At 58.8% G+C, this 24,905-nt stretch carries 22 protein-coding genes; 14 read left to right on the top strand and 8 right to left on the bottom strand.

Features of this window, described 5'->3' with window-relative positions:
• Positions 1-259: 259 nt before the first annotated feature.
• Positions 260-901 (top strand): hypothetical protein, encoded by a 642-nt coding sequence (locus CORTU0001_RS01805; RefSeq protein ID WP_244262072.1) that lies wholly within the window; start codon positions 260-262, stop codon positions 899-901.
• Here the strand turns inward: CORTU0001_RS01805 and leuS are convergent, their stop codons facing one another.
• On the bottom strand, positions 902-3,748 hold the full coding sequence (leuS, locus tag CORTU0001_RS01800; protein ID WP_034667963.1) for a leucine--tRNA ligase: 2,847 nt from the start codon (positions 3,746-3,748) through the stop codon (positions 902-904).
• Positions 3,749-3,910: 162 nt separating this feature from the next.
• Between leuS and CORTU0001_RS01795 the strand changes: the two genes are divergently transcribed.
• Together CORTU0001_RS01795 and CORTU0001_RS01790 are read left to right on the top strand one after the other, a co-directional pair.
• Entirely contained in the window at positions 3,911-6,484 is a 2,574-nt protein-coding gene (locus tag CORTU0001_RS01795; protein WP_005326946.1) for a hypothetical protein, read from the top strand.
• Positions 6,485-6,494: 10 nt separating this feature from the next.
• Positions 6,495-7,127, top strand: a complete 633-nt coding sequence (locus CORTU0001_RS01790; RefSeq protein WP_005326944.1) for an MOSC domain-containing protein — start codon at positions 6,495-6,497, stop codon at positions 7,125-7,127.
• A gap of 294 nt (positions 7,128-7,421) precedes the next feature.
• On the opposite strand, the gene CORTU0001_RS01785 is transcribed toward CORTU0001_RS01790, so the two are convergent.
• Together CORTU0001_RS01785 and CORTU0001_RS01780 are read right to left on the bottom strand one after the other, a co-directional pair.
• The gene (locus tag CORTU0001_RS01785; RefSeq protein ID WP_005326942.1) at positions 7,422-8,633 is read right to left on the bottom strand and encodes an MFS transporter; all 1,212 of its coding nucleotides are present in this window, start codon (positions 8,631-8,633) and stop codon (positions 7,422-7,424) included.
• A gap of 262 nt (positions 8,634-8,895) precedes the next feature.
• Complete coding sequence (locus CORTU0001_RS01780; RefSeq protein WP_034667951.1) at positions 8,896-10,377, bottom strand: NAD-dependent succinate-semialdehyde dehydrogenase; 1,482 nt, start codon at positions 10,375-10,377, stop codon at positions 8,896-8,898.
• A 322-nt stretch (positions 10,378-10,699) separates the two neighbouring features.
• On the opposite strand from CORTU0001_RS01780, the gene CORTU0001_RS01775 reads away from it, so the two are divergent.
• From CORTU0001_RS01775 to trpA, 6 genes are read left to right on the top strand one after another with little or no spacing between them, the layout of a single operon-like run.
• Positions 10,700-12,217 carry an anthranilate synthase component 1 gene (locus tag CORTU0001_RS01775; protein ID WP_005326938.1) on the top strand — a complete coding sequence of 506 codons (1,518 nt, stop codon included), beginning with the start codon at positions 10,700-10,702 and terminating at the stop codon, positions 12,215-12,217.
• Positions 12,214-12,861, top strand: coding sequence for an anthranilate synthase component II (locus CORTU0001_RS01770; RefSeq protein WP_005326937.1), 648 nt, complete (start codon positions 12,214-12,216; stop codon positions 12,859-12,861). Before CORTU0001_RS01775 ends, CORTU0001_RS01770 begins: the two co-directional genes overlap by 4 nt.
• 1 nt (position 12,862) lies before the next feature.
• The gene (gene trpD / locus CORTU0001_RS01765) at positions 12,863-13,897 is read left to right on the top strand and encodes an anthranilate phosphoribosyltransferase (RefSeq protein ID WP_005326936.1); all 1,035 of its coding nucleotides are present in this window, start codon (positions 12,863-12,865) and stop codon (positions 13,895-13,897) included.
• Complete coding sequence (trpCF, locus tag CORTU0001_RS01760) at positions 13,897-15,303, top strand: bifunctional indole-3-glycerol-phosphate synthase TrpC/phosphoribosylanthranilate isomerase TrpF (RefSeq protein ID WP_005326935.1); 1,407 nt, start codon at positions 13,897-13,899, stop codon at positions 15,301-15,303. The genes trpD and trpCF overlap by 1 nt, the downstream gene beginning before the upstream one ends.
• Before the next feature lie 13 nt (positions 15,304-15,316).
• Complete coding sequence (gene trpB, locus CORTU0001_RS01755) at positions 15,317-16,522, top strand: tryptophan synthase subunit beta (RefSeq protein ID WP_005326934.1); 1,206 nt, start codon at positions 15,317-15,319, stop codon at positions 16,520-16,522.
• Complete coding sequence (gene trpA, locus CORTU0001_RS01750) at positions 16,522-17,388, top strand: tryptophan synthase subunit alpha (RefSeq protein WP_005326932.1); 867 nt, start codon at positions 16,522-16,524, stop codon at positions 17,386-17,388. The genes trpB and trpA overlap by 1 nt, the downstream gene beginning before the upstream one ends.
• Positions 17,389-17,453: 65 nt before the next feature.
• Here the strand turns inward: trpA and CORTU0001_RS01745 are convergent, their stop codons facing one another.
• Complete coding sequence (locus CORTU0001_RS01745; RefSeq protein ID WP_005326930.1) at positions 17,454-18,665, bottom strand: dicarboxylate/amino acid:cation symporter; 1,212 nt, start codon at positions 18,663-18,665, stop codon at positions 17,454-17,456.
• Positions 18,666-18,856: 191 nt separating this feature from the next.
• Between CORTU0001_RS01745 and CORTU0001_RS01740 the strand changes: the two genes are divergently transcribed.
• The 5 genes from CORTU0001_RS01740 to CORTU0001_RS01720 all read left to right on the top strand — a co-directional run bounded on the left by CORTU0001_RS01740 (position 18,857) and on the right by CORTU0001_RS01720 (position 21,728).
• Positions 18,857-19,327, top strand: coding sequence for an SdpI family protein (locus tag CORTU0001_RS01740; protein ID WP_005326927.1), 471 nt, complete (start codon positions 18,857-18,859; stop codon positions 19,325-19,327).
• Between the two features lie 337 nt (positions 19,328-19,664).
• Positions 19,665-19,886, top strand: coding sequence for a hypothetical protein (locus tag CORTU0001_RS01735; RefSeq protein ID WP_005326926.1), 222 nt, complete (start codon positions 19,665-19,667; stop codon positions 19,884-19,886).
• Positions 19,887-19,971: 85 nt separating this feature from the next.
• Positions 19,972-20,337 (top strand): Rieske (2Fe-2S) protein, encoded by a 366-nt coding sequence (locus tag CORTU0001_RS01730; protein WP_005326925.1) that lies wholly within the window; start codon positions 19,972-19,974, stop codon positions 20,335-20,337.
• Between the two features lie 101 nt (positions 20,338-20,438).
• Positions 20,439-21,404: a bile acid:sodium symporter family protein gene (locus tag CORTU0001_RS01725; RefSeq protein ID WP_005326924.1), complete on the top strand. Its 966-nt coding sequence runs from the start codon at positions 20,439-20,441 to the stop codon at positions 21,402-21,404.
• A gap of 15 nt (positions 21,405-21,419) precedes the next feature.
• Positions 21,420-21,728: a hypothetical protein gene (locus tag CORTU0001_RS01720; protein ID WP_034667948.1), complete on the top strand. Its 309-nt coding sequence runs from the start codon at positions 21,420-21,422 to the stop codon at positions 21,726-21,728.
• A 12-nt stretch (positions 21,729-21,740) separates the two neighbouring features.
• On the opposite strand, the gene CORTU0001_RS01715 is transcribed toward CORTU0001_RS01720, so the two are convergent.
• The 4 genes from CORTU0001_RS01715 to CORTU0001_RS01700 are packed head-to-tail and all read right to left on the bottom strand — an operon-like array spanning position 21,741 to position 24,873.
• Positions 21,741-22,073, bottom strand: coding sequence for a branched-chain amino acid transporter permease (locus CORTU0001_RS01715; RefSeq protein WP_005326921.1), 333 nt, complete (start codon positions 22,071-22,073; stop codon positions 21,741-21,743).
• Positions 22,073-22,801 (bottom strand): AzlC family ABC transporter permease, encoded by a 729-nt coding sequence (locus CORTU0001_RS01710; RefSeq protein WP_005326920.1) that lies wholly within the window; start codon positions 22,799-22,801, stop codon positions 22,073-22,075. The genes CORTU0001_RS01715 and CORTU0001_RS01710 overlap by 1 nt, the downstream gene beginning before the upstream one ends.
• A 39-nt stretch (positions 22,802-22,840) precedes the next feature.
• Positions 22,841-23,437: a YqgE/AlgH family protein gene (locus CORTU0001_RS01705; protein ID WP_005325866.1), complete on the bottom strand. Its 597-nt coding sequence runs from the start codon at positions 23,435-23,437 to the stop codon at positions 22,841-22,843.
• Positions 23,437-24,873, bottom strand: a complete 1,437-nt coding sequence (locus CORTU0001_RS01700) for a CCA tRNA nucleotidyltransferase (protein ID WP_005326917.1) — start codon at positions 24,871-24,873, stop codon at positions 23,437-23,439. The genes CORTU0001_RS01705 and CORTU0001_RS01700 overlap by 1 nt, the downstream gene beginning before the upstream one ends.
• Between the last annotated feature and the right edge of the window lie 32 nt (positions 24,874-24,905).

Below are 24,905 nucleotides of genomic sequence, written 5' to 3'. Positions count from 1 at the left end.
GGGAGTTGATACACCAACTCCCACTACTGCACGGCGATGTGCGTATAGGAAACCTACAATTTCACAAACCAATGCCTTTGGTCTCGAAAGCACTTATGTTTTGCTTTTGAATACCTATCTGATGAATCTCACCATTGTTTGAGTAGGTATGTTCTTGACCGGAAAATTAAATAGTGAAGCAACTACTCGCGGCAAAGATGCGGCTGCGAACGCAATGACCGCTCCGGCAGAGAAGACTGCAGCGTTTAGAATGGCAAACATGGATAAGCTATTTAGCACGTGCGGTTTCGACTTCGCGGATACGGAAGAACTCATTGCGGAGCTGCCTACCGACCACGACCTGTGGGACGCGCCCGGATTTGATCGAGTGCTGTTCCACGCCGACCCGTCCGGCATGGCGGTTACAGCTATGGAGTACGAGGGGGAGTGGGCAGCGGTTCCTTCGTACCGGGGTGGAGAAGAGGCACCGGGGACGATATATCGCGCAACGCCCTATATCGGCATTGTGGAAACGGGGGATTTACGGTTCGCGGCGCTGGCGGATGCGCCCTTTGCCCTGCCAGCGGGCAACCCGGTCGGCGGAGAAAAGCTCCAGGGACAGGTGCGGCCGGCGGTTGTGGCATTGAAATACGAGGTAGGGGAGCCGGAAGAGTTTTCCTTGACTTCGCCTGCAACCGAGCGCTTCTACCGAAACTTCAAGCCCAGCATGCTTAACCCGCAGGTAGAGGTAGCGGGGACTATCGGAGGCGTCGCCAAGCACAGCAATGAACTGGGCATGGGGGAGTTTTGGGTATGCGACCTCGACGGCCTCCCGCTCATTGTGAACGAGAAGCTTGAGGTCGGCCAGGGGATCCGGACGCACGGCATTGCGCTGTGCGCCACGGAATTTTGGGAAGGGTAACTACTTGACCACGAGGTTGACCATGCGGCCCGGAACGTAGATTTTCTTCACCACGTTTTTTCCGCTGGTCAGATCGGCGATCTTTGCGTCGGCCAGGGCAGCGTCAAAGACCGCATCCTGGTCCGCATCAGCGGCCACGTTGATCCGGGCCTTGACCTTGCCATTGATCTGAACCGGCACCTCGATTTCATCGTCTACCAGGTACTTTTCCTCAAAAGTGGGGAAGGGCTGGTAGGTGATGGTCTCGTCATGGCCGAAGCGCTGCCACAATTCCTCCGCGATATGCGGGGCAATGGGGGAGACCAACTGTGCGATCGGCTCCACGGCGGCGCGCGGGGCCTCGGTGCGGTAGGTCTTGGTCAGGTAATTGACGTACTCGATAAGCTTGGCCACCACGGTATTGAGACGCAGGTTCTCGTAATCATCGCGCACGCCTGCGATGGTGCGGTGGAGCTGCTTGAGGTCATTCTCGCTCAGGGCGGCGTCGGTAGTCGCCAGCTCGCCGGTGTCCTCGTTGACGGCCAGGCGCCACAGGCGCTGCAAGAAGCGCTGGGAGCCTACGACATCCTTGGTAGCCCACGGGCGAGACGTATCCAGCGGACCCATGGACATCTCATAAACGCGCAGTGTATCGGCACCGAAGTCGCGGCAAATATCGTCCGGAGCAACGGCATTCTTCAGGGACTTGCCCATTTTGCCGTACTCCTGATTGACCTCTTCGCCGTTGTAGTAGAACTTGCCGTCCTTTTCCTCTACTTCAGCGGCCGGCACGTACACGCCGCGGGAATCCGTGTAGGCATAGGCCTGGATATAACCCTGGTTGTACAGGCGGCGGTAAGGCTCTTGGGAGCTAACAAAGCCCAGGTCAAAGAGCACCTTATGCCAGAAGCGGGAGTAGAGCAGGTGCAGCACCGCGTGCTCGACGCCGCCGACGTAGAGGTCCACGCCGCCCGGGTCCTGCGGGCCATGCTGCTCCGGACGCGGGCCGGTCCAGTAGCGCTCGTTCTCGATATCGCAGAATGCCTCATCATTGCGGGGATCGATATAGCGCAGCTGGTACCAGGAAGAACCCGCCCACTGCGGCATAACGTTGGTATCGCGGAAATAGGTCTGTGGGCCGTCGCCCAGATCCAGCTCGACCTCTACCCAATCGCGCACCTTTGCCAGCGGTGGTTGTGGCTCGGAGTCCTTGTCCTCTGGATCAAAGGAAACGGGCTTATAATCTTCTACCTCTGGCAGCTCTACCGGCAACATGGATTCCGGCAGGGCGTGGGCAAAACCGTCCTTGTCATAGACGATGGGGAAGGGCTCGCCCCAGTAACGCTGGCGGGCGAAGAGCCAATCGCGCAGCTTGTACTGCACCTTTTCGCGGCCGGAGCCGTCCTTTTCCAGCCATTCGATGGCCGTGGCAATGGCCTCAGCCTTGTTCAGGCCGTTGAGATCCAGGCCCTTGTCGTTGGAGGAATTAACCAGCGCGCCGTCCTCGGTCCAGGCTTCTTCCTCCACGTTTCCGCCAGAGACAACCTCCGTAATAGGTAGGCCGAAGGCCCGGGCAAACTCGTAGTCACGGGTGTCGTGCGCCGGAACTGCCATGATGGCGCCAGTGCCGTAGCCGGTCAGCACATAGTCCGCGATGAAGATCGGGACCTTCTTGCCAGAGACCGGGTTGGTGGCATAAGTACCCAGGAAGACGCCGGTCTTTTCCTTGTTCTCCTGGCGCTCTAGGTCGGACTTGGCGGCAATATCGGTGCGGTAGGACTCCACGGCCTCCTTCGGATCATCGTGGCCATAGGTCCAACGCTCATCCACGTCATCGTCATAAGGGATGGGGGAGAGGAGGGCGTCGACAAGCTCATGCTCTGGCGCCAGCACCACGTACTCGGCGCCGAAGAGGGTATCCGGGCGGGTGGTAAAGACCTCAATCTCGTAGCCCTCGGCGGGGAAGGAGACCTCTGCGCCGCGGGAACGACCGATCCAATTGCGCTGCATGGACTTAACCTTGTCCGGCCAATCCAAAAGCTCCAGGTCATCCAGCAAGCGATCGGAGTAGGCGGTAATGCGCATCATCCACTGCGAGAGGTTCTTGCGGAAGACCGGGAAATTGCCGCGCTCGGACTTACCCTCAGCGGTGACCTCCTCGTTTGCCAGCACGGTACCCAAGCCCGGGCACCAGTTCACCGTGGAATTAGACAGGTAGACCAAGCGGAATTCATCGATGGCCGCGGCCTTTTCCTCTTCGGTGAGGTCCTCGTAGTAGCGGCCGTCCTTAGTGGTGCGCTTATTGGCCTCTAGTTCCTTGATGAGCTCTGCAATGGGACGCGCCTTCTGCTGCTCCTCATCGAACCAAGAGTTATAAATCTGCAGGAAGATCCACTGCGTCCACTTGAAGAACTCCGGATCGGTTGATTCCACAGAGCGGCGCGGATCGTGGCCCAGGCCCAACATGTCCAGCTGGCGGCGCATGTTTTCAATATTCGCCTCGGTGGTGGTGCGCGGGTGGGTACCGGTCTGAATGGCGTACTGCTCGGCCGGCAGGCCGAAGGCGTCGTAGCCCAAGGTGTGCAGCACGTTCTTGCCCAGCATGCGGTTATAGCGGGCGTAAGTATCGGTGGCGATATATCCCAGTGGGTGTCCCACGTGCAGGCCCGCACCGGAAGGGTAGGGGAACATATCCTGCACATTGAGCTTTTCCTTAGGCAACTCGCCCGCATCGGTGGCGAGCTCGCCTACCGGGTTCGGGGCGTTAAAGGTGCCATTGTCTTTCCAGTACTGCTGCCAGGTCTTCTCGATCTGGTTCGCCAGCTCCGGGGTATAGCGGTACGAAGTGGAATCGCTCTGGGTAGTCATAATCACACAGTGTAATAGCCACATCCCGGCGCGGGGTAGTTCGCTATGCTTTCCGGCACGCACACCCAAAATCCTCGCCGTGATCGCCCCCGGTTTTCGCGTCATTTCCGCCGCTCGCAGCCAAAATGCAGATCTGCATGAAAATGATCTAGGCTGGGGTAAATGAGCCAGGAGAAGTTTCGCAGCCAGCTTTCATCTTTTGCAGACGCAGCGGTATTTCAGGGGATCCCGCACCTGCGCCTCTCTCCAGCTACCGACACATTGGAGCTGTACCTACCGGCCGTAACCGCAGGTTATGAGCCAGAAGATCCCCAGTGGACCGTGACCGCACAGCTGCTCGACGGCAGCGAGGACACCCGCAAGTTCTACTACGTGGAAGGCGAGGAGCCCGGCTTGTGGATCAGCATGCCGCGTGCCTTTAGCCACCTCAGCGTCTCCTTTGAGGAGCACACCGTGGAATTTGCCGGCGTGGCCAATGGCGGCCTGCTGCTGGATTCCACCCATCGCCCAATCGATACCACCACCGCGGTGGCTAAGGGTTCTTATACCTTTATCGCCCCGGCCGGCACGGAGCTGGCCAAGGCCAAGGTCGGCGAGTCCCGTCCCCACGGCGCATGGGAGGGCTGGACCATCACCCCAATAGAGGTCAGCCAGTCTTTCACCGTGGAGGTTCCGCGCCAAGAATCCGCGACCATCAAGGTGTCCGGCAGCCCTGATTTTGCCTGGGACATGGCCGTCAAGACGCTACCCAATGCCCATGGCCTCGATGGCGAACTGGTCTATACCCAGTCCCCGCGGGTCATCGCCAATACGGAACTCAGCATGGAGCTGGCCTATGTCCCCATTGGTGGGGAAGAGGAGGCCGTGCTGGAGGACGAGCTGCCGGAGGGTATTCACGAGGTGCTTCCCGCAGACGCCTTCGAGGATCCCTGGGTAGGCCGCTACCGCTTCACCCTGTACAAGGACGAGGAACTGGTGGATATCCAGTACCTCAATTTTGCGGAGTCGCTGCACATGCGTGCCAAGAACGAGGGCCCGCGCGGCACCAACTTCCGCTTTATCGATGCCCTGGGCAACCTTTCGCCGTTTAGCTATGCCTTGGCTTCTGCGCCGGGCAAGGCTATCCAGATGGAAAAGGGCCAGCGCGTCTTTGGCGAGGACGAAAGCGTGCGCGAGGAGACCGTCGGCAGTGAGGCCGGCTATGAGCTGACCTTCCAGGTGGAACCGGCGACGATTCGTACTCGCGTGAAGCGCACCGCGGCCGAGCCCGTGGATTACCTGGATAAGCAGGTCATCCTGGCGGACCAGCTCGATGCGGATGCACTTTTTACCATCCACTCACCGGAGCCACTGCCGCTGGCAAAGTTCGTGGTCATTGACAAGAACCAGAAGATTAGGGACCTGGTCACCGCCAATGGCTCGACGGAAGCGGCCACCAGCCTGTCCGTACCAAACCGCGCGCTGAAGTCGGCGCTGACGAAGAAGACCTCGCTGGAGCTCTACCTCCTGTGGTCCACGTTGTCCTATGAGGAATACCTCGAAGGACTGCCGGAAAAGGAGCGCGCAGCGCACCAAAAGCGCAGCTTTGAGCGTCGCGTCATGGAATATGAGGCCACCGCGGCCAGCGACCTCATTTATGCCGCCATCGCCACCGTGCGCAAGGCACCGTTGGTCGCCCGCGCAACCATTGAGGACGGCATCCTCATCCCCGAGCAGGCACACGAGGAAGAGGTAGAGCTATTGGCTTGGGCGTGGCCGCTGGGCAATCCTGCAGGTGAGCCGCTGCCGCTGGAGCCCACTGAGGAAGGCTTTGAGCTGCCCGAGGAGCTGCTGGACGCCGGCCACCTCATCGTGGACTTCCGCGAGGATGAGCCGGCCAGCGACTTGGCCGCGCCGCAGTACCCGCCGGCGAGCGCACTCATCATCTTCCACGACGGTGAAACCGAAAACACCGAGGGCCTGTGGCCTACCTACGCGGCCATGCGCCGCCTCGCGCCCAAGGCCAAGGAAACCTTCGAGGGAATCATCAAGGAGATTGAGGCCGATCCGCGCGCCAGCATGGATGCCCTTATGGCCGCGGACTTTGAGCCGGGGCAGCGCATGCGCGCCTTTGTCCGCACCGGCCTGGTCTCCCGCACCTTCCGCCGCGAGGAGCCGGCCGGCGAGCCTTCCTCGCTGTTGGCCGCGCTTGCCGACGCCGCCCAGGACTACGTCGAAGCCCACGGCTCCGCCTCCCTCGCGCGCGTGCCGTCCACCGGCGTCGACGATGTCACCCGCCCCATGCTGTTGATGAGCGCCACGGGCGAGGCACCTACGCCAGCAACGGACAGCGACCAGCTCTGCGATGATGCCCACCGCATCGCCGCACTGCGCGAGTGCTTTGCCAATGACCTTGCGCTCACCCGCTTGGGCACCATTTCCAACCTGCGTAGCACCGCAATGCAGCTGCGGGTAACGCTGCAACAGCTGGGCGTCGATAAGTCCGTCCTGCATACCCTGCTCGCGCTGGACGCCTTTGGCGATGGCAATTCGGAGCTCGGCGATTCCGCCTGGATGCCGTTTATTTCCTATGTCTTTGCCATCACGGCGCGCGGCGTGGCCAATGGCAAGCTGGCGGACCCTGCTTTCGCCGCCACGCTTGACGACGCCCTCCCACAGCTCGCCGAGGCCGTCTCCCTCGCCCCGCAGCTGTTCTACCGCGATATTCTCACCGCGGAGGCGCTCACGCTCAGCTAGGGTGGCAGGCATGCAGGTCATCTCTACCAATGTCGCCGTCCGCCGGCCGGACCCGAGCGGGCGGCATGAGTTCTCGGGCATCGACAAGCAGCCGCAGGACTTTATCGATCTGGCAGCGCCCGGACCCCATTACGGCGATGGGTCCGGCGTGCGCGGCGATATAATTGGTGACACCCAACATCACGGCGGCAACGATAAGGCCGTCTACGCTTACTCCCGCGAGGAACTGGATTACTGGCAATCTGAACTTTCCCGCCCGCTGGCCTCCGGCGGCTTTGGCGAAAATCTCACCACGCAGGGCATCGATCTGTCTGCTCTGCTCATCAATCAGCGCGTGTGCATTGGCACCGCCGTGCTTGAGGTATCCGTGCCCCGCCAACCGTGTGCCACCTTCGCCGGCTGGCTAGGGGAGCGCGGCTGGCTCAAGCGCTGGACCGCGCGTGGCGACTGCGGCACCTACCTGCGCATCATTTCCCCCGGCCGCATTCGCCCCGGCGACGCCATTGAGCTGGATACCCCACCCAGCCACGGCATCACCATGCGCATGGCCTTTGCCGCCAAGATGGGCGACCGCGCCCTTGCCAGGCGCGTTATCGATGCTGGCTGCCTGCCCACCCACCAACAGAACTCGCTTCGCACCTAGTTACACAAGCGCTCTTAGCCCGCTATGTCGAGCTCATCAATGTCCCGTTGTCGCACCCGCACTCGATGAGCCCAAACATCCAATAGGGGAATGGGACCGTTAATCAGCACATCCGTGCGCAGCGGATGTCGACGCATACTCTACTTCCGGAACCACAGGCGGTGTCAGCGCCTTTAGCTTACCGGCGAGGCCAGCACGCTCTTCTTGCCCGGAGTGCGCGCAAAACAAAAGCACGCCAGCGCTAAGCGCTGGCGTGCTCTTCATGCTGAGTGCGAAGGAGGGGCAGTGGCTGTGTTACTTGCCCGCTTCAAAGCTCAGATGGTGCCCCTTCGCCTTAGGGAAGCGGCCGTGCACGAAGAAGTAGTAGATAGCGGCGATGACCACGAGACTCGCGAGAATGAGATACATCGTGTCAAAGCCCGTTGCCCCGACAATGGGGCCCAGGCCGAACGGGGCCAGGCCAATGCCGAGGTCCATGAGCAGGAACATGGTGGAGATACCGGCGCCCAACTGCGCGGCAGACACCGAGCGCACGGAGATGGCTTGGCAGGCGGGGCTGAGGGTGCCGAAACCCAAGCCGGTGCAGGCGCCCGCGACTACCAGCATGACGTCATTGGTGGGGAAGCCCATGATCAGCAGGGCCACGACAAAGGCGGCCAAGCCGAGGTACATTACGGCATTATCACCCTTATGGTCCTGGATACGGCCCAAGAAGAAGCGCATGATGAGCATCGTGACCGCATAGCCGATAAAGAAGAGCCCTGCGCCGGTGGCCAGGTCTTCCTTGCGGGCGTAGGCGTTGAGGTAGGTCACCACGCCGGAGTAGGCGATGCCGACTAGGAGCATGAATAGACCGATAGGAACCACATTGGGATGCACGGCATTGCGCAGACTAAAGGCCGGCTTTTCGGAGGAAACCTCGGCCGGATAGCGCAGCACCAAGGCCAGGATCAGGGAAACAATATTTGCACCAAGGGCGACAGCAAAAAGCGTGGTGTAGCCGATGTTATTAGCCAATAACAGGCCGATAGCTGGACCAAACGCGGTTGCCAGGGTAGTGCCCAGGGCGAAGTATCCGGTGCCTTCCGCACGGCGTTCGTGTGGGATAACGGACTGCGCCACCGCCATAAGTGCGGTGGAGGTCAAGGCATAGGCCGCGCCGTGCACCATTCGCACGATAATCAAGACCGCAACATTATGCGCAAAAAAGTACGCCACAGCTACAAGTGTGACGAAGGCCAGGGAGGTCAAGGCCGCCTTCTTGTGGCCCACGCGGTCCACGATCCAGCCGGAGAACACGCGCATGCACGTCGCGCCCAGAACAAAGGCACTGGAGGCGAAACCGCCCACGGTATCCGATGCCCCGAAACTCTCTACCGCGTAGAGGGCCATGGTGGTTACGAACAGGTAAAAGACCAAGAACTGACAAAAATTAGCCACCCACGCGAGGACAAACGTAGGCGTAATCAGCGGCGGCTTAGCCGCTGCAGATTCTGTAGACGTCATATACTCACTCCAAATAACAAAAAGAAAATTCCTTCTCCACGCGCTGGCCATAAGGCCGCGCATCGCAGACGAAGGAAATAGAAATTGAATTATACGGAGAGGCACTATACGCCCCGCAGCCTGCAAAAGTTAATTGAAAAGCTTTCCAGACTCTTATCGACGCCGCCCTCGTGCAGATGGCTACCGGCAATCGCCGTAACTTGAGCCGGGTCGCGAAAAGGAGACCCGGCTGGTTCCCCCGCTTTGTTAAGCGCTCAAATCTCTAGGCACCGGCATAAGGATCACGGATACCCAAGTACTGCACCGAGGTATATTCCTCAATACCTTCGGCGCCGCCTTCGCGTCCTAAACCAGATTGCTTGACTCCACCGAATGGGGCAGCGGCATTGGAAATGACGCCGGCATTGAATCCCATCAAGCCAAACTCGAGGCCGTCGGCAACGCGCCAGAGGCGATCGGAATCCTCCGTATATACATAGGAGGCAAGTCCGTACTCCGTATCGTTTGCAATCTCTAGCGCTTCCGATTCATCCTTAAAGGTAAGGATAGGAGCAACCGGTCCAAAAATTTCTTCCTGAGCCACGCGAGTTTCACGTGAAACATTGCTCAGGATTGTGGGCGCATAGAAGTGGCCCGCGCCCTCGCCGCGAGAGCCGCCGGTGACAACGGTCGCGCCCTTGTCCACCGCATCCTCAACCAGGGCTGCGATATTGTCGAGTGCCTTAGCCTCAATCAGCGGACCACACGTCACACCTTCGTCCATGCCATTGCCGACGACGAGCTTCTCAAACTCTGTTGCCAGCTTCTGCGTAAACTCCTCCGCCACGGACTCGTGCACCACGAAGCGATTAGCCGCTGTGCAAGCCTCGCCAATATTGCGCATCTTCGCGCCCATGGCTCCCGCAACCGCTTGGTCGATATCCGCGTCCTCGAAAACAATGAACGGTGCATTACCGCCTAGCTCCATGGAGGTGCGCAAGACATTGTCCGCGGCACCCTTTAGAAGGGTTTTGCCCACTGGGGTAGAACCGGTGAAGGAGAGCTTGCGCAAGCGGGCGTCGGCAAGCAAGGGCTCCGAAATGGCCGAAGCGGAGCTGCCGGAGACAACATTGAGCACGCCCTGCGGCAGGCCGGCATCGAGCATGGTCTGCGCGAAGTACTGCGCGGTGAGCGGCGTCAGCTTGGCCGGCTTCAGGACCATGGTGCAGCCCGCGGCAACGGCCGGGGCAACCTTTCGGGTGGCCATGGCGAGGGGGAAGTTCCACGGAGTGATCAACAGGCACGGACCCACGGGCTTGCGGCGGGTAACCATGCGCAAGGTGCCTTCCGGGACAGGGGAGTAGCGGCCGTAATCACGCGTGGCTTCCTCACTAAACCACCGCAAATATTCCGCGCCATAGGTGACCTCACCTTGCGACTCGGCAAAGGGCTTTCCCATTTCAAGGGTCATCAGGGTGGCGAACTCATCGGCGCGCTCGTGTACCAATTCAAAGGCGCGGCGGAGAATATCGGCGCGCTCGCGCGGGGTGGTGCGCGCCCACTCATCTTGGACCGCACAGGCAGCATCAAGGGCAGCCACCGCATCGTCAGAATTAGCGGAAGACAGCGTGGCGATGGTCGCGCCCGTCGCCGGATTTTCTACGTCAAAAGTCTCGCCGGAAGACGCCTCGCGCCACTGCCCGCCAATCAAAAGCTGAGTGGGGACCTTCGCTAGTAGTTCCTTCTGGTCGATGCTCATATTCATCACCTTTCTCCATTGCGTGAATGCACCCCACAGTACCGCGAATCGATAGCCGGTCTTCTTGGTTTTGCGCCAGGCACGGCAGCACAGGAGAGTGGGCGAATATTTTTAACGATTATCTTCCAAGCTATAGAAATGTAGGTTAGTATGACCGATATGAAGAAGATGACTACTGCTTGGTGGTGGCGCGCGTAACCCGCGGGCCTTATTCCACCTCCCATTTTTAGGCTCGCATTCTGCGGGCCTTTTGGCGTTTTAGTGCCTCTGCTCGCGGAAGCCCATTATCCGTTTCCCCGTTCCCCACACCCATCGAAAGGGCACTGCAATGCCATACACCGCCACTCGCAACATCTCCTACGGCAACGATGCAGCCGCAATCTTTGACGCCCTCGCACAACCGCACGACTCTCTACTTCTTGAAAGCGCGGACATTGAGACCAAGAAGAATCTCAATTGCCTTGCCGTACTCAAGGCGGCCCTGAAAGTAACGTGCCACGGCCAGAGGGTCGAGGTACGCGCTCTCACGGAAGCGGGGGAGTCGCTCCTTCCTTCCCTGGAGGAGCGGTTCCACGATCGCCTAGTTTCACGTGAAACTACCACCGCGGTTTTCGAGTTCTCGCTGTCCACACAGCCCGACGAGCGGGAGCGGCTTCTTGCCGAATCTACCGCCGATATTTTGCGGTTCCTGCAATTAGAAGCCAACTATTCCTCTCCAATATTGCCGTTCCTTGGGGGCGGATTCGCTTATGACTACCTCGCTACTTTCGAGGAACTGCCCGAGGTTAAACCGGGGGCCAACACTTACCCGGACTATGAATTCTTGGTAGCCCAAACGGTCCTGGCAGTGGACCACCTGCAAGGGACTGCGCACCTAGAAGGCTGGGACATCGACGACGGGCGCCTGCGGGAAGAGTTGGATTCTCTTGCCTCACTGCCGGCCGCCGCTCGTCCCGCGGCGCCCCAAAAGGAAAAGATCCGGGCGGTGGCGGATGTGGATGATGCAGGGTTTCGGGCGGGCGTCGACAAGCTTAAAGGCAATATTCACGCCGGTGATATCTACCAAGTAGTGCCCGCGCGCGCCTTCACCGTGGAATGCCCCAACGCCCTGGCTACCTACCGGGCACTGCGCGAGACCAACCCCTCGCCCTATATGTTCTACCTCCGCGGTGCCGACTATGAGCTCTTCGGCGCCTCGCCGGAATCAAACCTCAAATTCGCGCCGAAAGATAGGCAGGTCCAGCTCTATCCCATCGCGGGGACGCGTCCGCGCGGGCTCAACCCGGATGGCAGCATCAACCATGAACTGGATATTCGCAACGAGCTGGACATGCGTATAGACCAGAAGGAGATTGCGGAACACACGATGCTGGTTGATCTTGCACGCAATGACCTTGCCCGCGTGGCCGTGCCCCGCAGCCGGCAGGTAGCAGAACTCCTGCACGTTGACCGCTACTCGCGGGTGATGCACTTGGTCTCCGGCGTCACGGCGACGCTCCACCCAGACTTCGATGCGCTCGATGCCTACCGTGCGTGCATGAATATGGGAACGCTTACGGGAGCACCCAAACTGCGCGCCACCGAACTGGTGCGCCGCACGGAGGGAAAGCGCCGCGGATCCTATGGCGGGGCGGTGGGATACCTGCGCGGCGATGGAGCCATGGATAACTGCATCGTCATCCGCTCGGCCTACGTCCAGGACGGCACCGCAGTGGTGCAGGCCGGCGCCGGCGTGGTCAAGGATTCCGTGCCGCAAGCCGAGGCCGATGAAACGGTGCACAAGGCCTACGCCGTGCTCCATGCCATCGCCATGGCACACGGAGCCGAACTGGAGGTGCAGCGATGAGCTCGCCGCATATTGTCCTTCTGGATAACCACGATTCTTTTGTCTACAACCTCGTCGATGCCCTCGCTGGGTTCGATACCAGCGTGTTTCGCAATACCGTAGCGGTGCACGACGTGCTGCGCGCGCAGCCCGACATTATTGTGCTTTCCCCGGGCCCCGGCCATCCACGGGACGCCGGCTGCATGATGGAGCTTATCGACGCCACCCTAGGCACCATCCCCATCCTCGGCGTGTGCCTCGGCTTCCAAGCGGTCCTCGAGCACCACGGCGGCGCGGTCGAACCGTGCGGCCCCGTGCACGGAAAGTCCCTCCCGATGACCCTGACCGAGGCCGGCGTTACGCACCCCGCCTTTCAGGGCCTTGCCACTGATACCGAGCCGGACCAACCGGGTCACCTTGGTACGCAAGTTCCGGTGGCGCGCTATCACTCCCTTGGCTGTACGGATCTCCCTCGGGGGATGCGGTGTCTCGCGCGTACATCCACGGACATCGGAGAGGTAGCCATGGCTGCCGAAACGGACGATGGTAGGGCCCTCGGCGTGCAGTTCCACCCCGAGTCCATCCTCACTCCCCGCGGCCCCCTCATGCTTGAGCGTTGCATTAATCAATTATATACGCACACCACTATGGATACGGAGCACTAAAATGAATCACACACCCCTACGTACCTTGCAGACCTTCCTGAATAACCCGCAGCCCACCATCGAAGAAGCCATGGAGGTATTTACCCCCTTGGCCGTGGGCGACTACGACGATATTCATATCGCGGCGCTGCTTACCCATATCCGCACCCGCGGCGAGACTTTCGCAGACATTGCCGGCGCGGCCAAAGCATTCTTAAAGGTGGGCTATCCATTCCCCATCACTGGAAACGGACTCATGGATTCGGCCGGCACTGGTGGCGATGGCGCGAATACCATCAATATCACTACGGGTGCCTCCCTCGTTGCCGCCGCCGGGGGAGTGAAGATGATCAAGCATGGCAACCGCTCGGTCTCTTCCAAGTCCGGGTCGGCCGATGTTCTCGAAGCCCTGAATATCCCACTGGACCTAGACGCCGCCCGAGCAGTGCGCCAATTTAAAGCTTCCAACTTCACGTTCCTATTCGCCCCGGCCTACAACCCAGCCGTCGCCCACGTACAACCGGTGCGAAAGGCGCTAGGTATCCCCACCATCTTCAATACGCTAGGACCGCTCCTGTCCCCAGGACGCCCGTCACTGCAAATCATGGGCATCGCCAACCCGGCCCAAGGCCAACTCATCGCGGAAGCATTCCGGAAGCTCGGCCGGGAGCGCGCCTTGGTCGTCCATGGTGCTGGCACCGATGAGATTGCTACCCACGGCACGACGCAGGCCTGGGAGCTCAACGACGGAGAGATTGTCACTTATGAGCTCACTCCAGAAGACCTCGGCATCGAGCGCCACGAGCTGAAGGACCTGACCGGAGGCGACGGAGCCGCGAATGCCCGAGCCCTTCGTGCGGTCTTTGCCGGCCGTGGCGAGCCTGCTCATTGTGACGCCATTGCCGCCACCGCCGGCGCCATGTTTTACCTCAACGGGACCACGGAGACTATCGCGGCGGGAGTCACTCATGCCAAGGAGCTGATCAGCAGCGGCACTGTTGAAGATTGGCTCGCGCTCCACGAGAACACCAACTATGCCGTAAGGGAGGAGAGTTGATGTCGGAGAATACTTTACCCACGGTGCTCGAGGAGATCGTCGCCCAGCGCCGCACTCACCTGCCCGCACTCCGGGAGCGACTGTCCCACGTGGACTTGGCTCGCGTACCACGCTCGGAGCGTTCGCTTGCCGACGCCCTCCGTGGAACCAACCGCTTCATCTTAGAGTGCAAGTCCGCCTCGCCGTCCCTCGGCATGATCCGTGAAGACTATCGGCCCGGTGATATCGCACGGATCTACTCCCGTTACGCCTCCGCCATCTCAGTGTTATGCGAGCCCGATCGGTTTGGCGGCGACTACGACCACTTGCAGACCGTCGCGCTATCAACGCATGTGCCGGTGCTGTGCAAGGACTTTATTGTCGATCCCATTCAGGTTTATGCCGCGCGCTATTACGGCGCCGATGCCATCTTGCTCATGATGTCTATCGTGGACGATAACACCTACGGTGAGCTCAAGGCACTGGCAGACGAACTCGGCCTAGACGTCTTGACCGAAGCCATCACCGAGGACGAGGTGGATCGCGCGGTGAATTTTGGCGTGGATATCATCGGCATCAACAACCGCAATCTCCACGATCTCAGCATTGATCTAGGCCGCACCGAACGTCTAGCCCGCCATGTTCCAGACGGAAAGGTGATCGTTTCCGAATCTGGGATCCGCGATAATGCCACCGTCCGCCGGTTAGGAGCCCACGCTCATGCCTTCCTTGTAGGCTCCCAGCTCACCTCCCAGGAGGACATCGATCGGGCGGCGCGCGACCTCGTCTATGGTGCCAACAAAGTATGCGGCCTTACCACCGCCTCCTCCGCACAAGCAGCGCGCGCTGCTGGAGCCCGATACGGGGGACTCATCTTCGCGCCGAATTCGCCCCGCAATGTTTCACGTGAAACCGCACAAAGCATTATCTCCGCGGAACCAGAGTTGGAGTACGTAGCCGTGACGCGGTCTACGGATTTGGAGACGCTAGGAAGCCTAGCCAGGATCCCCGGCCTCAAAGTTCTCCAGCTTCACGCCCCATTCCAAGGGAGTAGGGAAGCAGAGCTGGAATTCCTTCACGATGTTCGGGGCGTCGCTGACGGTCTTCACCTTTGGCGAGCCATCGACATGAATAACTCTGAATTCGCTGCCTTAACGCCGGACCTAGTACCAGAAGTAGAGGCCCTCGTCCTCGACTCCGGCAGTGGAGGGACGGGAACCACTTTTGAATGGCGGACGATCCCCGATGAAGTGAAGGAGAAATCCCTCCTCGCCGGAGGGCTCCGGCTTGACAACCTCGAAGAGGCACTGTCAATCGGCACGGCGGGACTCGACCTCAATTCAGGTCTGGAATATGCACCTGGGCGCAAGGACTCCTCACTGATCGCCCAAGCCTTTAGCACCATCCGGAACTACACACACCCATAGAAAGAAGAGAACGATGACAGTTTCACGTGAAACGCTCCTTCCGGCATACTTTGGCGAATTCGGCGGACAGTTCGTCCCCGAATCCCTCATCCCGGCGCTCGACCAACTTGAGGAGGCCTTTGTCGACGCACAAAACGACCCCGCATTTCGCAAAGAGCTAAGCACGCTATTGCGTGATTATCTCGGCCGTCCCACACCAATTACAGAGGCGAAGAACCTCGGGGGTAAAGCGCGCATTTTCCTCAAGCGTGAGGACCTCGTACACGGTGGGGCACACAAGACGAACCAGGTCCTTGGTCAGGCACTGCTAGCAAAGCGGATGGGGAAGACACGCATTATTGCGGAGACCGGAGCGGGCCAGCACGGCACCGCTACTGCACTTGCGTGCGCATTGCTGGATCTCGAGTGTGTGATCTACATGGGTGCGAAAGATGTGGCCCGACAGCAGCCAAACGTATTCCGTATGGAGCTGATGGGAGCGAAGGTCGTCGCCGTCGACACCGGATCCGGAACTCTTAAGGACGCGGTGAATGAAGCCCTCCGTGATTGGACCGCCACTTTCCATGAATCCCACTATCTCCTCGGTACCGCGGCCGGACCTCATCCATTCCCAACCATCGTCCGAGAGTTCCACAAGGTCATCTCCGAAGAGGCTAAAGCGCAAATGCTTGAGCGCACCGGTGGGCTACCGGATGTAGTCGTAGCGTGTGTCGGAGGCGGCTCCAATGCAATCGGCATGTTCGCAGACTTCATTGAGGAAGAGGAAGTGGAACTCGTCGGCGCCGAACCTGGCGGCGAAGGTCTAGACTCCGGCAAGCACGGTGCCACCATCAACAACGGTACGGTTGGCATCCTCCACGGCGCGCGCAGCTACCTCATGCGCAACGCGGACGGCCAAGTGGAAGAATCCTATTCTATTTCCGCCGGACTCGACTACCCAGATGTAGGACCACAGCACGCGCACTTACACGCCAGTGGCCGCGCGCAATATGTCGGCATTACTGACGTCGAAGCACTCGAAGCATTCCAGCTTCTTTCCACTAAGGAAGGCATCATTCCCGCTCTCGAATCCTCTCACGCGTTGGCCTACGCCTTGAAGCGGAAGGATGAGGACATCAACATCTTGGTCTCCCTTTCCGGCCGCGGCGATAAGGATATCGACCACGTTCGCCACACCCTTGAGAACCACCCAGAATTTAAGCTCCAGGAGAAGAACTAATGAGCACCCGATACGAAGACCTATTCCGCTCACTACGCAACAGGGGAGAGGGTGCTTTCGTCCCATTCCTCATGTTGGGCGATCCCACGCCAGAGCACACGCTGGCCATCGTGCGAACCGTCGTCGCGGCCGGAGCCGATGCATTGGAGCTCGGTGTTCCATTTTCTGACCCAGTGGCCGACGGCCCCACCATTCAGGCCTCCCACCTTCGCGCGATCGATGGCGGCGCCACCGTAGATTCCGCCTTGGAACAGGTGCGAACAATACGCGCGGAATTTCCCGAGCTTCCCATCGGCATGCTCATCTACGGCAATGTGGCGTTCACTCGCGGTTTCGACCGGTTCTACGCCGAGTTTGCAGAAGCGGGTGCGGACAGCATCTTGCTTCCCGACGTCCCTGTGCGCGAAGGCGCTCCATTTATCACCGCAGCAGAGAAAGCCGGTATTGACCCAATCTTTATCGCCCCGGCCCGCGCGACTGCGCACACCCTCGAGGGCGTCGCTCAAAGCTCACGCGGCTACATCTACGCAGTATCGAGAGATGGAGTTACCGGTGCCGAAAAGCAATCAGAAACAATTGGCCTCGAAGAAGTCGTCGCTAACATCAAGAAGTTTGACGGACCTCCGGTACTGCTCGGATTCGGCATTTCCGAGCCTGAACACGTGCGCGATGCCGTAGCCGCTGGGGCAGCGGGGGCCATTACAGGATCCGCAATCACCAAGATTATCGATCGCCACGTTTCACGTGAAACAGACGCGGAAGGCAGGCCAGTGGAAGGAACTCCAGGCCGCATTTCCGACGAGAGAGCATTGCATAAGGAACTCGCCGAGTATGTAACTCGCATGAAGGCAGCGACTCAAGAGTAGTCCTGAAGACGCGAAGAACCCTCCTCAGCTCTCGGCAGCTGAGGAGGGTTCCCTATAAAAAGCCTCTACGCGGTTGCTTCTGCAGATTCCTCTTCGGTGTGGTCCTTCTTGGAGCCCGCGAACTTATCCACGATCATCGCGATAGCGCCGTCGCCAGTAACGTTGGCAGCCGTGCCGACCGAGTCAATGGCGATGTAGGCCGCGATCATCAGCGCCACCATGCCATCGTCAAAGCCCATCATATCCGCCAGTAGTCCAGCTGCGACCATAACCGCGCCGCCAGGCACACCTGGTGCCGCAATCATCATGATTCCCAACAGGAAGATGAAACCAAGGCCGGTGCTCGTACTAATATCCAGGTTCGCCATGTACACAATCGCAAAGGCATAGAGCGTCAGCTTAATCATGGAACCAGAGAGGTGAATGGTCGCACACAGTGGGATAACGAAGCTTGCCACCGGCTTCGAAATGCCATTCTTCAAGGTGGACTCCATAGACACCGGGATGGTGGCGGCAGAAGAAGAGGTTCCCAGTGCGGTGAAATATGCCGGCACCATATTGCGCAATGCCTTGAAAGGATTCTTACCGGTGATGGCACCAGCGATGATGTACTGGAGCACCAGGTAAACCAGAGTCATGACAACCGCCAGGATCAGGACCTTCGCGAAGGCCGAGAGTACTGAGCCCAAATTGCCATTCATGCCCAAGCCCAAGAACATGCCGAAGATATAGAAGGGCAGAATTGGCACTACAAAGCCCCAAATGACCTTGACTACTACGCTCTCCAATTCCTTTGTGACCGCATACAAGGTATCGGACTTCACTGTAGTCATCGCTACACCGATGCAGAATGACAACAAGAGAGCCGTCATAACCTCAAAAGGCGGCGCCATTTCCACCTCGAAGTACGGAGTGAGTGCCCCCTCATCAATATCGGAGACATTTGTAATCAGATCCTGACCACTGAGTATGGTGGGGTAGAGCCAGTGCGCAAGTACGTAGGCAAGAAGACCCGCAACAATCGTTGAGCCGTAGGCAATGCCTGCAGTAATACCCAACCATTTTCCGGCCCCTCGTCCCAGACCAGCAATCGACGGGGCGATAAGCGCGAAGATGAGGACCGGAATAAAGAAATTGAGGAAGTTACTAAAGAGTCCATTGAAGGTGGCGAATACGCGGCCAAACCATTCTGGCGCGAATTGGCTCACCACCACGCCAAGGATGATGGCGACGATGATGCGGAACAACAGAGATTCCGAGAGTTTCTTGAAATTCATGTACTTACAATCAAATCGGGTGTTTCGCCCCTTGGTAAAAGTTCCAGAGTGAAACAGCGCGGTACAGAGGCAACGGCCGCTTCAATATCTATCGATCGACCTTAAAGGCATACTACCCGACTGGAGGCATAGTCAGAACACTCACCCCAGCGACGATTTTCATCTTGGCGCTACAAGGTTAAACTAAGTACATGATCGCTGTGGGAATCATCTTTTTAATCCTCGCCGTCTTTCTTATCGTCGTGGGAGCCTTGGCCTCAACCAAGCGCCTACCTGGAAACAGCTATATCGGCTTGCGCCTACAGGAAATTCGCAAGTCTCGTGAAGCATGGGACAATGCCCATCGCGTCGCCGGCCCATTCTGGATACTCAGCGGCGTCTGCCTAGTTTTTGGCGGCATCGTCGCGCTCCGCGCTGAGGGCTGGATGTGGCTCATCCCGGTTCTTACTTTTGTGGCCGCTGTTCTAGCCCTCTCCATCGGTTCTAACCTCGGCTCACGTGCCGCGTTCCTCTACGAACAAGCACACGCGGATGAGGAGGGTTGCGGAGAATCCTGTAATTGTGGTTCCGACGGTTGCGGTGGGGAAGAGGTCACCGCAGCATCCGCTCCCCAAGTTGATGTAGACGCGCTCCGTCACGCCGCTCGCGAATCCGACAGGTAGGCACGCACTGCTGCGCAACCAACCCCTTCTGGAAGAACATCACATTTCATCCAGAAGGGGAATTTTTGTAGCTATGCCTTTCGCATTGAATTATCGCCATGCACTTCAGACTAGTCACAGTGACGTTAATTTCCGGAGCAGTTGTTTACTCGATTTTAGTAACAGCCGATATTATAACTCTGGATATCTTCTGGCCCTAACCCATACTTGACCGCACCTACAGTAGGTCCATCGTCCCATTCTGTTCCTGCGAGGGAGGGTAGAGGTTGCGTAAAACTGCCATGGAACCCCGGCGGCCAAGGGCGTAATCAGTTCCCTAAAGGGCAGAATATAGTCCATGAAGAAAAGTACCGCCCTGGCGGCCATCGCCGCTTCAACTTTTGTTATCGGCGCTTACGCTGAGCAAGACCACAAGGTAACGACGTCCGTAGCAGAAGCACACGAACAGCAATCTGCACAGAGCATCGTAGATGATTTAGGCATCGAGTCTGGCACCTATGAACTTATCGCTACTTCCGAGGGCTCTCCGGAGACTTGGGAAGGACTCCTAGCTAACTAACTACAATGTTTCACGTGAAACTCTGATTGCAACCGGCCAAACGGGTATGGCACATTACGCAAGACCAACGGACTAGAGTAGAGACATGATTAAGTGCTCCCGTCGAATGTTCTTGCTTGGAACCGCCACCACATTTGCAGGCGCCTACGCCGCAGCCTGTGGCTCCTCTCCGTCCGCGGAAATTGCGGCTACCGAGATTCCAATTGGCTCCGCGAAGATTGTTGATGGCGTGATCTTCACCCAGCCCAAAGAAGGCGAGTTTAAGGCCTACTCCCAAACCTGTCCCCACCAGCACAATCCAATCACCGAGATCGATGGCATGACGGCCACCTGCACGGCGCACAACACCTCCTACAATCTCAGCGATGGAAGCGTAATCTCCGGCCCGGGGCGCGATCCATTGGAAGAATACGAAGTTAAACAAGACGGCTCTAACGTCACCACGGCCTAAAGAGCATTTCCCGTGTGGTTTCACGTGAAACTACACGGGTTGTGTTTTCTCGGCTCGAGTATCTGCAGCATGTGAATACGAACCGGGTTTAAACTCTTAGCATGCTGCAGCGTTTGAAAAAGCCCGACCCGCTTATTGTCCTCATTATCCTGGCGGTCATCATTGCGATAATCGCACCAGCCCGCGGGAACTTTGCCGACATTGTCGGCCAATTAACAAACGTGGCCATCGCGCTACTCTTCTTCTTGTATGGCGCGAGGCTTTCCACTCAAGAAGCCCTCAACGGGCTCAAGCACTGGCGGCTACACCTCACAATTCTCGCTTTCACCTTTGTGGTTTACCCGCTTATAGGCATAGCTCTGCGCCCACTCACCGCTGTCATATCGCACGACATGTACCTGGGCATCTTATTCCTCACGCTGGTTCCATCCACGGTGCAGTCGTCGGTTGCCTTCACCTCAATCGCGAAGGGAAACGTGGCGGGCGCAATCGTATCGGCTTCTGCCTCAAACTTAGTGGGAGTGATCATCACTCCATTGCTCGTCATGTTCCTCATGGGAACTGGGGGAGGAGTTCACATCGATACGTCAGTATTCGGCGAAATCGCCCTTCTATTGTTAGCGCCATTTGTTTTAGGTCAGCTTACTCGGCGCTGGGTAGGCAAGGTTGCACAAAGCAAGGCCACTAAAGTCGTGGACCGCGGCTCAATCGCGATGGTGGTGTATTCCGCTTTTTCTAAGGGTGTGGTGGACGGAATTTGGTCCTCTATTTCTCTGTGGGACCTGGCGTTCCTGGTCGTCTTCGCCGCAATCTTCGTTGCCTTCATGCTGTGGCTCACCAGAAAGGCGAGCCAAAAGATGGGATTCAACCGCGCCGATACCATCGCTATCGAGTTCTGTGGATCGAAAAAATCATTGGCCACGGGACTCCCCATGGCCTCGGTTATCTTTGCTTCTGGCGGCGCGTCTCTTGGTCTACTGATCCTCCCGTTGATGATTTACCACCAGGTTCAGTTGATGATGTGTTCGTGGCTAGCGGCCCGTTACGCGCAGCACCCCGGCACGTAACTACACTTAAGTGCCATGACGAATTACCTTTACGTACGAACCGAACTGAATGTGCCCGGCGTCGGCTCAGCAATTCACATGGCGGAAATGGAAGAGCGCGACGCAAGCAGCTGCCGCATGGTGCGCATGATTGCGCTTGATCCCTCGGATGCCATCGTCGGGGTAGCAACACCTACCAGTTCCACGGGAAACGTGGATCAGCCGCAAGAGGTTGTCCCTCACCCGGACACCTACGACGATTTTCCGGACATCAGCGCGCAGTACGTGGACCAGTCTCGGTTCGACGCCCTGTGGTCCGAAGCCACCGCCAAGTTCGGCCTATAAGAATCGCAAGGGCTAAAAGACTACGTTGACGAGGAGCATATAGAAGGCGGTTCCGCCGAAGATGGACAGCGCAGACTCCCGCTTCCACAGATGCAGCAGGAAAGTGACCACCACTCCGAGGAGAGCCGCCCAGATGCCACCGGGGGCGCTGGACTGCCCGTGGACGGTATACACCACCAAGATGGTCATCACTCCGACAGGCATCATCATGCCGAGCAAGGAAAAGAACTGACTATCCTTCATCCATTTCACAAAGGAGAAAGGAAGTTGGCGTAGTACAACGGTAATGAGGCCGACGGGAACTAGGACGGCCGCGATGGAAGCAAGGGTGATTCCAGCGGGCATTAGTACTCCTCACGGAATCTCTTAACGTCGCCTCGTCTACGCAAGGTAAAAGCCGCATCGACGCGTGGGGATAGGTACCGAATAATGAGCAGGATGAAGTAGGCGCTCAGGGCCACCATGAGGAGTTGTCCAGGGGCGAAGGCGGCCGCGAGGATCCGCACCATCGCCGCGCTTAGGGGTAAAGAAAGGTCCTGGTTATTGCGGAAGGAATCCATAGCCAGCACGACGAACAGCGCCACTAGGGCGAATTCCATGCCCTGCACGGTAGAGGGAATGACCTGGCCGGCGAGAGCACCGACAATGCCACCGCCTACCCACAGGGCCTGACAAAAAATTTGGATGGTGAGGATCCGGGCCCCGGTCGGACGGTCATCGGTGGGGAGGGAGGAGACGATGGCATAGGTTTCGTCGGTAAGCGCGTAGGTGGAATAAGCCCTGCCTAGGCGCGAGCGAATGCGGTGGCGGGGAAAGGTGAGGCCATAGAAAATATGGCGGAAGTTCACCATGAAACCGGTGACTAGAGAAGCCACGGCTGTGGCGCCGCCGGTGACCATGGAAATGGCGAGGAACTCCATCGAGCCGGCGTAAATGACGATGGAGAAAATAGGCGTCCACCACCAACTGAAGCCAGATTGGACCATGAGCAGGCCGAAGGCTAGGCCGAGGGGAATAAGGCCGATGGCGGCGGCCCAGGTATCCCGCAAGCCTTGTGCAATATCCTCACGCATGCGGGCTAGTGTAGCCCACTGCCTGCAGCTCGATAGGAATTAATTGTCTTCCACGTTGACAGGATAGGTGGAGTACAACGGCAACGGCATGGGTTGGCGCTTCATAACATCGGACCAGAGGTCGGCCGGGCCCGGCGTAATAACGTCTTGGGCCAGGGCAGGGGAGACGAACCATTCGCCGGCCTCGATTTCCTCTTCTAGCTGGCCCGGGCCCCACTCGGCGTAGCCGGCAAACATGCGCATACCCGAGACCAAGGGCTCTATCTCTTCCGGCTCCGCGCGCAGATCCACATGCGCGAGGCGCGGGGCGAGGCGGGTGAGTCGGTCGTGCTTGTCCGGATCGACGCCCTGGTTGGTCTGCGCGAGCCCTACGACGGATTGCTGATTGAGCGGGCCGCCGATGTACAGCGCCTGCGGCTTGGCCACAACGGGAAGCCATTCTGGCAGCACATTGAAAATCGCCACCTCGGAGCGCTTGGTCAGATCCACGCCGAAGGTCATCATGTCATTGTGCTCAATGACGAGAATGACGGAACGGGCGAATTCCGGCGAAAGCATGCCCGGAGCGGCGATGAGCAGCTGGCCGGGGGCGGGGTCATTGCGCTCGAGGGCGTTGAATAATCTATCGGCAAACATCACTGTTTAGAATCCCACCACTCGCGCAACTTCGCAATCGCGTCCTCGCGCTCGAGGGGTCCATGCTCGAGGCGCAGCTCCTTGAGATAGGACCACGCCTGGCCCACCTCAGGGCCGGGCTGGAGGCCTAAGATCTCCATGATCTCGTTGCCGTCGAGGTCTGGACGCACGCGCGCCAGGTCCTCCTTGCGGCCGATCTCTTCGATGCGCTCTTCCAGCTGATCGTAGGTGCGCTGGAGGCGACGGGCCTTCTTGGCATTGCGGGTGGTGCAATCGGCGCGCACCAGCTTGTGCAATCGGGGAAGGAGATCGCCGGCGTCGGTGACATAGCGGCGCACGGCGGAATCAGTCCACTGATTTTCCCCAAACCCATGGAAGCGCATGTGCAAATAAACCAACTGGCCGATGGACTCCGTGGTGGCCTTGGGGTATTTCAACTTCCGCAGGCGCTTGCGGGCGAGCTTGGCGCCCACCACCTCGTGGTGGTGGAAGGAGACCTTGCCATCGGTGTTATCAAAGGTATCCGGCTTGCCAATATCGTGCAGCAGCGCCGCCCAGCGCAGGACAAGATCAGGACCATCTTCCTCTTGATCCATGGCCTGGCTTAGCACCTTGAGCGAGTGGGCATAGACGTCCTTGTGCTGCGCGTGTTCGTCCGCGGTCATGCGTAGCGCGGGGATCTCCGGGAAGATATAGTCCGCGATTCCCGTAGATACCAGTAGATCAATGCCATCCCACGGGGCCGTGCCGCAGATGAGCTTATCCAGCTCCACCTGCACGCGCTCGACGGTGATGCGCTGGATCTCGCCAGCCATATCCCGCATGGCCTCCACGACGCGATCGGCCACGCGAAATTCTAGCTGAGAGGCAAACCGAGCCGCACGCAGCATGCGGAGCGGATCATCATGGAAGGAGATCTCCGGCTTATCCGGGGTATCGAGCACCCGGTCAGCTATGTCGTGGAGGCCGTGGAGGGGATCGTGGAACTTAAAGGAGGCGTCGGCAAGCAGCTCAATGGCCATCGCATTGGCCTTGAAGTCGCGCCGGACAAGATCACCTTCCAAGGTGTCACCGTAAACCACCTCAGGATTGCGGGACTGGCCGTCATAAGAATCGGAACGGAAGGTAGTGATCTCAATCTGCTGGCCCTTGTAGGCCGCGGAGACGGTACCGAAGTCTATGCCGGTATCCCACACGGTTTCGGCCCACTCATCGAGGATCTCCTTGACCACCTCGGGGCGGGCCGGGGTAGTAAAGTCCAGGTCATTTCCCAAGCGACCCAAAAGCGCATCGCGCACAGAGCCGCCCACGAGGTAGAGCGAGTAGCCCCGCGCGGCAAATTTCTCCACCAGTCCGCCCAGCAGGCTGCTGAGGGAGGAGACGGTGGATTCCGCGCGGGCAAGAACGCCGATTAGCTGAGTGTCCTGAAAATTCACGGGTGAGAGTCTACTACGATTGGCAGGGATGA

Source organism: Corynebacterium tuberculostearicum SK141 (assembly GCF_000175635.1).
GTDB lineage: Bacteria > Actinomycetota > Actinomycetes > Mycobacteriales > Mycobacteriaceae > Corynebacterium > Corynebacterium tuberculostearicum_C.
Note: the sequence above shows the minus strand (reverse complement) of the source record. Positions and strands in the feature narration are given on the sequence as shown.